General features: G+C 65.2%; 14 protein-coding genes and 1 pseudogene. 8 read left to right on the forward strand and 7 right to left on the reverse strand.

Translation table 11 applies throughout. The features are described 5' to 3' along the window. The first annotated feature begins 28 nt into the window (after nucleotides 1-28). Nucleotides 29-421 carry a universal stress protein gene (locus FDW81_RS04305; protein WP_138132917.1) on the forward strand — a complete coding sequence of 131 codons (393 nt, stop codon included), beginning with the start codon at nucleotides 29-31 and terminating at the stop codon, nucleotides 419-421. Here FDW81_RS04305 and FDW81_RS04310 read toward each other — a convergent pair. Further along, nucleotides 418-1,308 carry a fumarylacetoacetate hydrolase family protein gene (locus FDW81_RS04310; RefSeq protein WP_171027100.1) on the reverse strand — a complete coding sequence of 297 codons (891 nt, stop codon included), beginning with the start codon at nucleotides 1,306-1,308 and terminating at the stop codon, nucleotides 418-420. The genes FDW81_RS04305 and FDW81_RS04310 overlap by 4 nt on opposite strands. Before the next feature lie 222 nt (nucleotides 1,309-1,530). Here FDW81_RS04310 and FDW81_RS04315 point away from each other — a divergent pair, with 222 nt between their 5' ends. Beyond that, nucleotides 1,531-1,791: a hypothetical protein gene (locus FDW81_RS04315; RefSeq protein WP_138132918.1), complete on the forward strand. Its 261-nt coding sequence runs from the start codon at nucleotides 1,531-1,533 to the stop codon at nucleotides 1,789-1,791. 108 nt (nucleotides 1,792-1,899) lie between these two features. Here FDW81_RS04315 and FDW81_RS04320 read toward each other — a convergent pair whose 3' ends face one another. The 5 genes from FDW81_RS04320 to FDW81_RS04340 all read right to left on the reverse strand — a co-directional run bounded on the left by FDW81_RS04320 (nucleotide 1,900) and on the right by FDW81_RS04340 (nucleotide 7,124). Beyond that, complete coding sequence (locus FDW81_RS04320) at nucleotides 1,900-2,136, reverse strand: hypothetical protein (RefSeq protein ID WP_138132919.1); 237 nt, start codon at nucleotides 2,134-2,136, stop codon at nucleotides 1,900-1,902. Nucleotides 2,137-2,298: 162 nt separating this feature from the next. Then, a complete protein-coding gene (gene hutH, locus FDW81_RS04325; protein WP_138132920.1) occupies nucleotides 2,299-3,891 on the reverse strand; it encodes a histidine ammonia-lyase in 1,593 nt (530 codons plus the stop codon). Between the two features lie 9 nt (nucleotides 3,892-3,900). Further along, entirely contained in the window at nucleotides 3,901-5,604 is a 1,704-nt protein-coding gene (locus tag FDW81_RS04330) for a urocanate hydratase (protein ID WP_138132921.1), read from the reverse strand. Nucleotides 5,605-5,804: 200 nt separating this feature from the next. After that, nucleotides 5,805-6,638 carry an IclR family transcriptional regulator gene (locus tag FDW81_RS04335; protein ID WP_370278724.1) on the reverse strand — a complete coding sequence of 278 codons (834 nt, stop codon included), beginning with the start codon at nucleotides 6,636-6,638 and terminating at the stop codon, nucleotides 5,805-5,807. Nucleotides 6,639-6,893: 255 nt separating this feature from the next. Then, nucleotides 6,894-7,124: a hypothetical protein gene (locus FDW81_RS04340; RefSeq protein WP_205754594.1), complete on the reverse strand. Its 231-nt coding sequence runs from the start codon at nucleotides 7,122-7,124 to the stop codon at nucleotides 6,894-6,896. Between the two features lie 193 nt (nucleotides 7,125-7,317). Between FDW81_RS04340 and FDW81_RS04345 the strand changes: the two genes are divergently transcribed. Both FDW81_RS04345 and FDW81_RS04350 read left to right on the forward strand, forming a co-directional pair. Beyond that, the gene (locus FDW81_RS04345) at nucleotides 7,318-8,799 is read left to right on the forward strand and encodes an amino acid permease (RefSeq protein ID WP_138132922.1); all 1,482 of its coding nucleotides are present in this window, start codon (nucleotides 7,318-7,320) and stop codon (nucleotides 8,797-8,799) included. A 60-nt stretch (nucleotides 8,800-8,859) separates the two neighbouring features. Further along, a pseudogene (locus FDW81_RS04350) lies at nucleotides 8,860-9,493 on the forward strand (LysE family translocator). Between the two features lie 67 nt (nucleotides 9,494-9,560). On the opposite strand, the gene FDW81_RS04355 reads toward FDW81_RS04350, so the two are convergent. Further along, the gene (locus FDW81_RS04355) at nucleotides 9,561-10,421 is read right to left on the reverse strand and encodes an SDR family oxidoreductase (RefSeq protein WP_138132923.1); all 861 of its coding nucleotides are present in this window, start codon (nucleotides 10,419-10,421) and stop codon (nucleotides 9,561-9,563) included. A gap of 99 nt (nucleotides 10,422-10,520) precedes the next feature. On the opposite strand from FDW81_RS04355, the gene FDW81_RS04360 reads away from it, so the two are divergent. From FDW81_RS04360 to FDW81_RS04375, 4 genes are all read left to right on the forward strand, one after another. Continuing rightward, nucleotides 10,521-10,940, forward strand: coding sequence for a helix-turn-helix domain-containing protein (locus FDW81_RS04360; RefSeq protein WP_138132924.1), 420 nt, complete (start codon nucleotides 10,521-10,523; stop codon nucleotides 10,938-10,940). 168 nt (nucleotides 10,941-11,108) lie between these two features. Further along, nucleotides 11,109-11,372, forward strand: coding sequence for a hypothetical protein (locus tag FDW81_RS04365; protein WP_138132925.1), 264 nt, complete (start codon nucleotides 11,109-11,111; stop codon nucleotides 11,370-11,372). A gap of 161 nt (nucleotides 11,373-11,533) precedes the next feature. Next, nucleotides 11,534-11,860 (forward strand): helix-turn-helix transcriptional regulator, encoded by a 327-nt coding sequence (locus FDW81_RS04370; protein ID WP_138132973.1) that lies wholly within the window; start codon nucleotides 11,534-11,536, stop codon nucleotides 11,858-11,860. Beyond that, nucleotides 11,857-12,696: a cation diffusion facilitator family transporter gene (locus FDW81_RS04375; RefSeq protein ID WP_240719925.1), complete on the forward strand. Its 840-nt coding sequence runs from the start codon at nucleotides 11,857-11,859 to the stop codon at nucleotides 12,694-12,696. Before FDW81_RS04370 ends, FDW81_RS04375 begins: the two co-directional genes overlap by 4 nt. Nucleotides 12,697-12,806: the final 110 nt, after the last annotated feature.

The following is a 12,806-nucleotide window of genomic DNA, read 5'->3' on the forward strand; positions in this document are numbered from 1 at the left end:
ACAAGACCTACAGAAAAGAGAAGCAACCATGACCATCGTGGTGGGATATGTCCCGACACCCGAGGGCGAAGCAGCCCTCACCCAGGCCATCGCCGAAGCCCGGAAGAACAACACGAAACTGTTGGTCATCAACTCGTCCAAGGGTGACGCGCTGGTGGACAACCGCTACGCCCAGGAGCCAGAGATCCAGAGCATCGAGGACCGGCTGGCCATCCAGGGCATCGACCACGTGATCAAGCAGCCGGTCCGTGGCCACGATGCCGCCGCTGAGGTGCTGGACGCCGCAGAGGAGAACAACGCTGATTTGATCGTGATCGGGCTCCGCCGGCGCACGCCGGTAGGCAAGCTCATCATGGGCAGCGTCTCCCAGCGCATCCTGCTCGAGGCTGACTGCCCGGTCCTGGCGGTAAAGGCCGGTTAGTCCGGCCCGGGCCGGCCTGCCTGTCCTGCCCGGTACAGTTCCTGGCGCTGGCGGCCCAGCCCCTCGACCTCTACCTCCACCAGATCGCCCGGCTGGAGGTAGGGGAAGCGGCCGCTCAGGGCCACACCTTCTGGAGTCCCGGTGAGAATCACGTCACCGGGCTCCAGTCGCATGTACTGGCTGCAATGGTGGACCAGGGTGGGTGCGTCGAAAATGAGCTCTGAGGTGGCTGAGTCCTGGCGCGGCTCCCCGTTGACCCAGCTGCGCAACGGCAGGTTGCCGCCGTCGATATCGTCTGCCGGAACAAGCCACGGGCCCAGGGGTGTGGACCCCGGGAGTGACTTGCCCTTGGTCCACTGCCCGGCCGCGCCGGGAAGCTGATATTCGCGTTCAGACAAGTCATTCGCAGTGACGTATCCTGCGATGCAGGCCTTCGCCTCCTCCGGGGATTCCAGGTAGCTGGCTTCGCGCCCGATCACGATCCCCAGTTCCACTTCCCAGTCGTACCTGCTGGAGTGCGGCGGGATGGGAGCGGCGTCAAAGGGTCCCGCTGCCGTGTTACTTGGCTTGAGGAAAACCACGGGGATTTCCGGCGGCGCGGAACCGGACTCGGCGGCGTGGGCTGCGTAGTTCATCCCGACTCCAACGATGGATCCGGGCCGTGCCACCGGTGCCCCCACCCGGAGCCCTTCGGCACCTTCGAGCACCGGCAGGGTGGCGGCTTCCAGCGCGTCCCGGACTTTGCCGACTCCCCCGCCTGCCAGGAATGCACCGTCCACATCCCGCGTCAACGGCAACAGGCTGTAGTACTGGGCGGGGCCCTCCGCAGAGGCAACCATGACCGCCGGCTGTTCCTTGCCTATGTCACCGAGGCGCATGATTTTCATTCGGATCTCCTTCGATCTATGGATGTTCACGGGGCTCGTTCCATCGTTGCCCAGGCGGGCGGCGGGGGCCAAAAGCACCCTATTGTGACTGTCTGCCAGGGCCGGATCAACAGTGGGAGAAAGGCCTGTGCCGAGCTTAGAAAGAGCAGACATCTGACATTTGCTCGTAGCAGCCGATAGAATTGTGGGGCCACCAGGCATGAAACACAGAAAGTTCACATCATGACTACAGTCACCATGGAACGGACCCCCGCCGTTTCCGCCCCTGCCGAAGTTCCTGCTGCCAGGTCCATCGACCTTGAGTTTTCCACCGCGGAAGAAGTCCACGCAGGATTGGAAGAGGCAGTTGCGGAGCTGATCGAGGTTGCGGCGCAGGAAGCTTCCTGCGGCATCCTGGTCACCAGGCTGCACCCCGGCCGCTACACCGTTGCCCTCGACGAATCCGTGCCGTTCGGCGAAACCTACGAGGCCATCGCGGCCTGACCAGGACCGCTTCTGCGGCTGCTCGAGAAGGCGGTTGCCGCAGCAACAGAAAATCCCCGCCCTGCCGAAGCAGGGCGGGGATTTTTTATTGCGTATCTCTTGGGGCTGCTACGCGCGGCGCACCTGAACGCCGTCGGACTTCAGGAACAGCTGCTTCTCGGCCGGGCCGGCCGGCACGAGCCACAGGACGTTTCCGCTCTGCGACACCTCTTCCACCTCCCCGGCAGCAACCACATGCGCATGCTTGATGATCTCGACGCGGTTCCCTGCCTGGAGTGTCTTCCAGTCGGAAACGGCGGCGGCATGGGCGTTTCGCCTTGATAAGACTGCCCCACGTGCTTTCATTTGAACTTCTACCCCTTTGTATACGTTCGGCGCCACAGCGTCTGTGATGTGACTTTCACTACACCTTCAGTTCTACTACACTCACTGGCCGCCTGCTGCCCGTGTCGGTGGAAATTCCAGCAGGTGGACGTTCTGTGCAAAGAAGCTGAAGATCATTCGGAATCAGGCGAGGTTCCCGACGGCGGATTCCGCCGCCCGCCGCACCTCGCCGGACGCGACCAGCAGGTCGGCGGCCTGCAGTTCAGGCGACAGGAACCGGTCCGTCCCCGGCCCGCCCATCACGTTCCGCAGCGCGGATACGACGGCGGCACCTGCCGGTCCCGGCGTCAGCACCCCGCCGGAGAGCTGCGTGCGGATGTCCAGGGCACGCGCCGACGTCACCAGCTCAATGGCCAGGACGCGGCGCAGGTTGTCCACGGCCTTCCGCAGCTTGCGCGCCGCGTGCCACCCCATGGAGACATGGTCCTCCTGCATGGCGGAACTGGGAATGGAGTCTACCGAGGCGGGGACAGCCAGCCGCTTGTTGTCGGAGACCAGCCCCGCCTGGGTGTACTGGGCGATCATGAGGCCGGAGTCCACGCCCGGGTCCGAGGCCAGGAAAGCGGGCAGGCCGTGGGACCGGGCCGGGTCCAGCATCCGGTCCGTCCGTCGCTCCGCAATGGAGCTCAGGTCGGCGACGGCGATGGCCAGGAAATCCAGGACGTACGCCACCGGGGCGCCGTGGAAGTTGCCGTTCGAGCTTACCCGGCCGTCGGGAAGGACCACCGGATTGTCGATGGCGGCGGCCAGTTCACGGGACGCCACCAGCGCTGCATGGTCCAGGGTGTCGCGGACGGCGCCGGCGACCTGGGGAGCGCACCGGAGCGAGTAGGCGTCCTGCACCCGGGAGTCGCCCACCTTGTGGGACGCCACGATCGGGGAATCGGACAACACGCGCAGCATATTGTCCGCACTGGCCGCCTGGCCCGGGTGCGGACGCAGCGCTGCGTGGAGCTCCGGCAGGAACACCTGGTCGGTGCCGAGCAGCGCCTCCACGCTCATCGCGGCGGTGATGTCCGCTGTCGTCAGCAGCTGGCGCAGGTCCTCGATGGCCATGAGGAGCATGCCCAGCATGCCCTCGGTGCCGTTTACCAGCGCCAGCCCTTCCTTTTCTGCGAGGATGACCGGCTCGATGCCGTGCTCCGCAAGCAGCTCGGCGACGGTGCGCTGCCCTGCTCCGCCGAAGCACTCGCCGTCGGGCCCTTCCGCCTCGCCTTCACCCATCAGCACCAGGGCGCAGTGGGACAGCGGGGCAAGGTCGCCGGAGCAGCCAAGGGAGCCGAACTCCCGGACCAATGGCGTAATGCCGGCATTCAGGACGTCCACCATGGTCTGCAGGACGACAGGACGGACGCCGGTGCGCCCGGAGGCGAGGGTTTTAGCGCGGAGGAACATGATGCCGCGCACCACTTCGCGCTCCACCGCGGGCCCCATGCCGGCGGCGTGGCTCCGGATGAGGCTCTTCTGGAGCTGGGTGCGCAGTGTATTGGGGATGTGGCGGTTGGCCAGGGCGCCGAAGCCGGTGGAAATGCCATAGGCCGGGACGTCGCTGGCGGCGAGGCCGTCGATGTGGGCGCGGACCTTGGCTACTGTTTCCAGCGCTTCCGGGGAGATAGTCACCTTGGCGTTGTGGCGCGCGACGGCGAGCACATCCTCGGGCATGACCCCGCGTGATCCGAGGGCGACGGTCAGCGGTTCGTGGGTGGTGATGGTCACTTGTGGTTCCTACTTTTCTGTGGGTTCAGACATCGGGATGCGTACGCCGCGCTCTTTGGCGACGTCGAGGGCGCGCTCGTAGCCGGCGTCGGCGTGGCGGATCACGCCCATGCCGGGATCGTTGGTGAGGAGGCGTTCGAGCTTCCGGGCGGCGAGGTCGGTGCCGTCGGCGACGGAGACCTGGCCGGCGTGGATGGAGCGGCCGATACCCACGCCGCCGCCCTGGTGCAGGGAGACCCAGGTGGCGCCGGAGGCGGTGTTGAGGAGGGCGTTCAGCAGGGGCCAGTCGGCAATGGCGTCGGAACCGTCGGCCATGGCTTCCGTTTCGCGGTACGGGGAGGCGACGGAGCCGGAGTCCAGGTGGTCGCGGCCGATCACAATGGGTGCCTTGACCTTGCCTTCCTTGACGAGCTGGTTGAACAGCAGCCCGGCCTTGTGTCGTTCGCCGTAGCCGAGCCAGCAGATGCGGGCCGGCAGGCCTTCGAACTCCACACGCTCCTGGGCGGCGTCGATCCAGCGGTGCAGGTGCTTGTTCTCCGGGAACAGTTCCTTAATGGCGGCGTCCGTGACGGCGATGTCTTCCGGATCTCCGGAAAGCGCCACCCAGCGGAACGGGCCCAGCCCTTCGCAGAACAGCGGCCGGATGTAGGCGGGGACGAAGCCGGGGAACTCGAAGGCGCGTTCGTAGCCGCCCTTGCGGGCCTCGTCACGGATCGAGTTGCCGTAGTCGAACACCTCGGCGCCGGCGTCCTGGAACTCCACCATGGCCTGGACGTGCTTGGCCATTGAGGCCTGGGCCTTCTTGGTGAAACCTTCCGGATCAGCTTCGGCTTCACGGTGCCACTCCGCCACGGAGATGCCCTCTGGAAGGTAGGACAGCGGATCATGGGCGGAGGTCTGGTCGGTGACGATGTCCACGGTGAGCTCGCCGGCCCTGTGGCGGCGGAGGATTTCGGGGAACACCTCAGCGGCGTTGCCCACATAACCCACAGACCAGCCGCGGCGCTCCTCCTTGGCCTTGAGCACCTTGGCGATGGCGGCGTCGAGGTCGGTTTCCACCTCGTCCAGGTAGCGCTTGCCGGCGCGGCGGCGCAGACGGGTCTCATCGACGTCGACAATCAGGCAGGCACCCTCGTTCAGCGTGACCGCCAGCGGCTGCGCGCCGCCCATGCCGCCGCAGCCGCCGGTGAGGGTGAGGGATCCGGCGAGGGTGCCGTTCTCGTCCCCGCTGAGCTTCCGGGCGATCGCGGCGAAGGTCTCGAAGGTGCCCTGCAGGATGCCCTGGGTGCCGATGTAGATCCAGGACCCGGCGGTCATCTGGCCGTACATCATGAGGCCCTCGGCCTCGAGGCGGCGGAACTCGGGCCAGGTGGCCCAGTCCCCCACGAGGTTGGAGTTGGCCAGCAGCACGCGCGGTGCCCATTCGTTGGTGCGGAACACCCCCACGGGCTTGCCGGACTGAACCAGCAGGGTCTCGTCCTTTTCCATGGATTCCAGGGTGCGGGTGATGGCGTCGAACGCTGCCCAGGACCGGACGGCGCGACCGGTGCCGCCGTAGACCACCAGGTCGTCCGGGCGTTCGGCCACCTCGGGATCCAGGTTGTTCATCAGCATGCGCAGCGGCGCTTCGGTCTGCCAGGACTTGGCGGTGAGCTCAGTGCCGCGGGCTGCTTTGACCGGGCGGGCACCGGTGGTGAAATCGGCGGGTGCCATGGTGGCTCCTTTACGTAATGAGGTTGTGGAGTGGAAGAAGTTCTGTATCAACTAAAGCCCTTCGGTGACGGGCTTTACAGGAGTTTCAGGAGGGTGCTGTCCGGGATCTAAGACCGCCCGGACCCTCTGTGGCTGTCACTTTTAGCCCCCAGAAAGCAGGAATGGGAACCAGACGTCACCGGGCAATTTTGGAGGGAAGGCTATTTTCCGGGGCGGCCGTGGAGCCGCACCGAGAGTTCGTCGGCGACCCTCTGGACGCGCCCGGCGAGCACCGGCCATTCCTCCGCCGGCAATCTGTCCTCGAGGAACGTCACGGCGACTGCTGCCGTCGGCCATCCCACATGGTCCGTGACGGCGGCGGCGATGGACCCGAAACCCGGGGTGACCTCGCCATGCTCTGTGGCGTAGCCGCGCTGCCGCACCTGGTCCAGATGGGAGGAGAGGGCCGAGTACTTCATGATGGCGCCTTCCACCTCGTGCCGGGCGGTGAAGGCGGCAGCATTGGGGTAGAGCGCCCGCACCTGCGACTTGGGAAGCGCGGCAAGGATTGCGCGTCCGCTGGCGGTGAGATGGCTGGGGAGCCGGACTCCGACGTCGGTCACCAGGGACGGGCGGTTCTTGGCCCGCTCCTCCACGATGTACAGCACGTCCCGGCCATGCAGCACCGCCAGGTGGGCACTCTCACCGATGGCATCCACGAGACTCGCGAGCAGGGGGCGGCCCAGCCGGGACAACGGCTCCTGCCGGGAATACGCGGAACTGAGCTCGAAGGCACTGATTCCGAGTCCGTACCGCTGCTCCTCGTGCAGGTGGAGTACAAAGCCGTTTGCTTCCATCACCCCAAGCAGGTGGTAGACGCTGGACCGGGGCAGGCCCAGCGTGGAAGCAATTTGCGACGCGGCCATCGGCCCACGGCGTGAGGCCAGCAGTTTGAGGATGCGCAGCGTGTTTTCGGCGGCGGGAACTTTGGATGTCACCTTTGATGCCGTCCGCGGCACGTCTTCGGCGCGCGGGCGCGCTTCCGTGGCTGTCACCGGCTCCTCCTTAGACTCTCAGGGCTCGGTCAGTCCGGAATCCCGTACTTAAGCCTGACCCCTCGCTGACCGCGTGCAGCACGATTAGACAGTCTTTCCGTCTCAAATACCAGACATCGCCCCATGGAAGGCACCTTTGATCGTCAAGGTTCTTGAAATACCGCGCTACGGGCCATCGCTCGGATCCAGCTGCTTCGTAAGCGCGCGGGACAGGTGCATGGCCAGTATCGTCACCAGTCTCTACGAGCACCATGCTCATGCCGGCCTTTCGGCCAGCCTGGTGCAGACCCAGCCCACCACCTGGTTTCTCCGGCTCATCATCATGTCGCGATACTGGCGTTCCTCCCACCCCATCGGGTAGAAGGCCTCATAGACAGACTCCGGCACTGCATGGCGAACCAAAGGAAATACCGGCTTCCAGGCTCTTAGGGAAAGCGCGAGCGCTTCTGCCCGATATTCCGGCTTGTACTCAACAATCCGCACCATCTAATGATGCTAATCCGATGCTGACTGCAAGGTTGAGCGGTGCGAAGTGACAGCCATTCATGGCAGGAAGAAGCAGGAACCAGCGGATCGTCTGGAATGAAAGACACCAAGCTCCCGTGAGGCTCATCACGCTGCCTCCGGAGATGGTCTGCTGGTTAGCGGCTCCCCTCCCAATGACGAGAAGGTTATTTGCATGCAACCAGCACCAAGCCCAACCCGGAACGAAAGTCCTGCACCGCACCGGACCGCGACTGCCGCCGTCGGAAGCGTCCTCAATCGGGGACTGAACGTGCGTCATATCCGGTTCATGGCCCTGGGCTCGGCGATCGGTACCGGCCTCTTCTATGGATCAGCTTCCGCCATCCAGAAAGCCGGCCCGGCCGTCCTGCTGGCCTATATCATCGGCGGGGCTGCCGTGTTCATGGTGATGCGGGCGCTCGGTGAAATGGCCGTGCGGCACCCCGTCTCCGGCTCATTCGGCCAGTACGCCAGCCGCTACCTTGGACCCCTCGCCGGTTTCGTCACCGGCTGGACCTACGTGTTTGAGATGGCGATCGTCGCCATCGCGGACGTCACCGCGTTCAGTATCTATATGGGGTTCTGGTTCCCGCAGGTGGAACGCTGGGTCTGGATCCTGGCGATCATCTTCTTCCTGGCCGCCCTGAACCTGCTCAGCGTGAAGGTCTTCGGGGAACTGGAGTTCTGGTTCTCGCTGATCAAGGTCGCAGCCATCATCGCCATGATCACCGGTGGCGCAGCCATCATCGTTTTCGGCTTCCAGGCCGACGGCCCGGCCGTCACTCCGGGCCTCGGCAACCTCGTGGAACACGGCGGGTTCTTCCCGTTCGGCTTTGAAGGGCTGCTGGCTTCATTCGCGGTGGTGATGTTCGCCTTCGGCGGGATCGAAACCCTCGGGATCACCGCCGGGGAGGCCGCCGACCCCAAAAGGGTCATCCCCAAGGCAGTCAACACCGTCCCGGTGCGCGTCCTGCTGTTCTACGTGCTGACCCTCGCCGTCCTCATGAGCCTCTTTCCGTGGAACGAGATCGGCAGCAACGGCAGCCCCTTCGTCCAGATCTTTAGCGGCCTCGGCATTCCGGCCGCCCCGCATATCCTCAATGCCGTGGTGATCACCGCCGCACTGTCCGCCATCAACAGCGACATCTTCGGCGCCGGACGCATCCTCTTTGGCCTGTCCCGCCAAGGCCATGCGCCCGTTGCCTTCGGCAAGGTGTCCCGGCATGGGGTCCCTTGGATGACAGTGGTCATGATGACGGCCATCCTCCTGGCGGGCGTGGTCCTCAATGCGGTCATCCCCAAAGACGTATTCATCCTCGTTGCCTCCATCGCCACCTTTGCCACCGTTTGGGTGTGGATCATGATCCTCGCGTCCCACGTGGCAATGAAGCGGGAGATCGCACGCAAGGGCCTGCCGGCGTCGGAATTTCCCTCACCGCTATGGCCCGCTGCCTCAGTCCTGACCATTGTCTTTATGGCGCTGGTGATCGCGGTGCTCGGCGCTTTCGAAGACACCCGTATCGCCCTCTACGTGGGCGGCGCATGGCTGGCGCTCCTGGTCCTCGCGTACCGCTTGTGGATCAAGGGTGACGGACGACGGCGGGCGGAGCTTGTGGACGAAACGTCGCCGCTGCCCTTGGTTGCCCCAGCCCAATAGCTCCTGGCGCCGGGGGCTGGGAGGCAGCCCCGGACGGACTCCCCGGAGATAAGATCAGTCATGGTTCCGCTCCCGAACCTGCTGGCCTTTGGGCTGGCAGCATTGGTCCTCATCGCTGTCCCAGGGCCGAGTGTCCTGTGTCATCGGACGGTCGCTGGCGCTGGGCTGGAAGGGCGGGGTGCTCACGGTCCTGGGGAACGCTGCCGGACAGTTGGTCCAGGTGGCAGCGGTGGCGCTGGGCGTGGGTGTTGTGGTTGCGCAGTCGGTGGTCCTCTTCAGCGTGGTGAAGCTGGCCGGCGCCGCCTACCTCATCTATTTGGGCATCAAGGCCATCCGGCACCGGGGGACCCTGCGCTCGGCCGAACGCCAGCCTGCCGATCCGCAGTCCTGGCGTCTGGTGGGCGAGGGGCTGGTGGTGGGTGCCACCAACCCCAAGTCGGTGGTGTTCTTCGCGGCCGTGCTGCCCCAGTTCGTGGACTATCCGTCCGGAGCGATTCCGTTCCAAATGGCTCTTCTGGGCATTCTGTTCCTGGTCATCGCCCTGGTGTCGGACAGCCTCTGGGCGATCGCCGCAGGTTCAGCCCGACAATGGTTTGCCCGGTCGCCCCGCCGGGTCTCCGCCGTGGAGGCAACCGGCGGGACGTTGATGATTGGCCTCGGCGGAACCCTGGTGCTGGCAGGTACCAGGTCCTAGTCGCCCGCAAAAAACAGGACAACCAGGACCAGGCGCATTTCGGAGCCTTCCGGCCGAAAGGCAGCTGCTAAGAGCCAACCGACGAACGAACAGCGTCGGCCAGGGAGGTAGCCGGCCGTCCGATCAGCCGGCGCAGGTCGCCTGAGCTGACCAGGAGGTCGCCCCGAGCGATCCCCAGGTCGGAATCGGCAAGGATCTCCGCGAACGCTTCCGGCACGCCCACGTCAGTCAACAGGGCACTGTATTCCCGGGCCGGAAGATCCTGATAGGCAATGTCCCGTCCGGCGGCCGCGCTGATTGCGGCGGCAAGCTCGGACATCGTGAACGGTTCGTCGCCACCCAGCTCGTAGATTCGGCCGGCCTGGTCCTCCGCCGTCAGCACGGCAGCTGCTGCGTGCGCGTAGTCCACCCGGGCAGCAGCACTGATGCGGCCGGCCCCCGCACTTCCCGCAAGGCCGCCCTGGGCGAGCGTCCCCGGCAGCTGGTCCGTATAGTTCTCCAAGTACCAGCCGTTACGCAGGAGGACGAACGGGGTACCCGACTCCTTCAGGATGGCCTCCGTCGCCTGGTGCTCCGCCGCAAGTTTCATCCCTGTGGTGTCGGCATTTGCGATGCTGGTGTAGCCGATCAGTTCAACACCCTCCGCCTTCGCAGCCTCGATGACGGTGCGGTGCTGCTCAATGCGTCGGCCCACTTCACTGCCGGAAATGAGCAGGACTTTGCGGGCCCCCTTGAGGGCTGCTGCCACGGAATCCGCATCCGCATAGTCCATGGCTTTGACCTGAACGCCCTGCCCTGCGAGGTCTGCGAGCTTTTCAACCGCGCGGCCTGTGGCCACGATGTCTCCTGCCGGAACGCCGCGTTCCAGCAGCGCTTCAACCACATGGCGGCCCAGCTGGCCGGTGGCTCCTGTGACGACGATGCTCATGAAAAGTCCTTTCGTTGTGGTGTCTGTCAGAAAGAACAACCGGAGCTCCAGCGGATTACTTCCCGAAAGAGAGTACGCACTTTGAAGTAAGGTACTGGCATGAAAGTTAGCGCCCCTGCCCATGCCCCTGCCCCTGGAGGGTTCCTCCCCGCCGCGCTTGCCGACGGCGTTTTCCCGGCCGGCTGCCCCAGCCGCACCGTTCTGGACCACATCACCAGCAAGTGGGGTGTCCTGATCCTGCTGGCCCTGTCCGAGGGCGGGCAGCGGTGGAGTGAATTACGACGGCGGGCAGAGGGCATCAGCGAGAAAATGCTGGCACAAACCCTCAAGACCCTGGAGCGGGATGGGCTTGTCACGCGCACAGCCCAGCCCGTCATCCCGCCTCGGGTGGACTACAGCCTCACCGACCGTGGCTACGAACTGACAACACTGCTGGTTCCGCTGGTTGCCTGGGCCTTCGAAAACGCGGACGACATCATCAACGGGCAGCGGCAAACAGGGGACGGAGCGGGCAAGTAGGGGCCTTGCCGAATATGAGTACCTGTTACTGGTGTGACTGATGTGATTAGCGCATAGCTTAGGCCTAAGGTGCCAGCCGGAATGGGAGGGCCGCCCTCTGCTGGGAGCATTCCGGCCAACCCGCACCGCCAGTAAGCGGCCCGTGCCGCTTTCGAGGAGTTGGTACGCATGGTCAAAGCCGAAGTCCCCGACATGTCCAGCATGGGCCAGCCTGTCAGCCTGACCAAAGCCGCAGCGGCAGCCTGGAACCGGCTTCGCCGGTCCTTCGCCCCGCGGTCGCCCTACAGAATCGGCGACGCGGTGGTGGCCGACGATCCCTTCAAGGGGCGGCGCGAGGGAGTGGTGGTGTTCCGGCAGGGGGCATCGGTGGGTGTGGACACCGCGCACGGCGTATTTTTCTACGATCACCGGCAGCTTAAGCAACTGGACTGAGGCTACAGCTGTGAAAGCAGCTGCGCCTGCGGCCGACCTGCCGAGCAAGGCTAAGACAGGCTTCAGCGTGAAATTCACGAGCACGAAGACTCCCAGCGGACCCTCACCCCTTTCTTGCGCAGAGTTGCATGAATACATCAGCCGCTGTACTGTCGCGCTTTATGGAGACACTTACGCAGGCTCCGGTGTTGGCCCGGTTCGGGTATGCGGTCTCGGACCCTACCCGCTCCCGGATCCTCTTGGCTCTTTCAGATGCTCCGGCCTACCCTTCCGATCTCGCTGATTCGCTTGGCGTTTCCCGGCAGAGCATGTCCAACCATCTGACGTGTCTGCGTGGCTGCGGGCTGGTGATGGCTGTTCCTGACGGGCGGCGGACCCGGTACGAACTCGCCGACGCGCGGCTGGGCCACGCGATCAAGGACCTGCTCGGTGTTGTCCTCGCTGTCGATCCGGCCTGCTGCGCCCCGGACGGGGAGTGTCTCGTATGATCACGCTGCTGCAGGCACCCACCCTGGGACGCCGTGCCGTGCTGAACCGCCGCATCCGGCTGTTCGCCGCCGCGACCATCACCTACAACGTGGTTGAAGCCGTCGTGGCGCTCTGGGCCGGCAACGTCGCCGATTCTGCCGCGCTGATCGGTTTCGGGCTGGACTCGGTCATCGAGGTAACCTCGGCCCTGGCGTTGTCGTGGCAGTTCTCCTCGAAAAATCCGGAACGGCGCGAGCACCTGACGCTCCGGATCATTGCCATTTCATTCTTCGCTCTCGCCGCGTTCGTGGCCGTGGACGCTGCCCGGTCGCTGATGGGCGGGGAGGCAGCCCAGCACTCCATGCCGGGGATTGTGATCGCGGCGTTGAGTTTGGCGATCATGCCCGTGCTGTCGTGGGCCCAGCGCCGGGCAGGGCGGGAACTCGGGTCCCGGACGGCCTTGGCAGATTCCAAACAGACCTTGCTGTGCACCTACCTTTCGGCTGTCCTTCTGGTTGGTCTGGTCCTGAACAGCACCCAGGGCTGGTGGTGGGCTGACGCCGGCGCAGCCCTGGTGATCGCCGGCATCGCGGTGCGTGAAGGCATTAGTGCCTGGCGCGGCGACGCCTGCTGCGCCCTCCCCCACATCGACGATGCGCGCGGCAGTGGCCACGGCGGTGGTCACGGCGGAGTAGATGATGATTGCTGTGCACCGGCAGCCGGCCCAGCCAGCCCTGCAGTCTCCGCAGCTCCGGCCTCTGAGGAGCAGGGGGAGGTTTGCTGCACTGGGGGCCAAGCCGATGCGGAATCGGCGCCGGTGCCATTGACCCTCGCCAGGAAAACGGCCCATCGGTGAGCGCTGTACGGCCGCAGGGAGCGGCCGGATGATCATTTGGGACCATCCTCGCTGCACTCCTGGCCACCGGCATGATCTGATCCGCCGTGGTCTCGGCCAACAAGCCCGCA

It is taken from the genome of Pseudarthrobacter sp. NamB4, assembly GCF_005796185.1.
Taxonomy (GTDB): domain Bacteria; phylum Actinomycetota; class Actinomycetes; order Actinomycetales; family Micrococcaceae; genus Arthrobacter.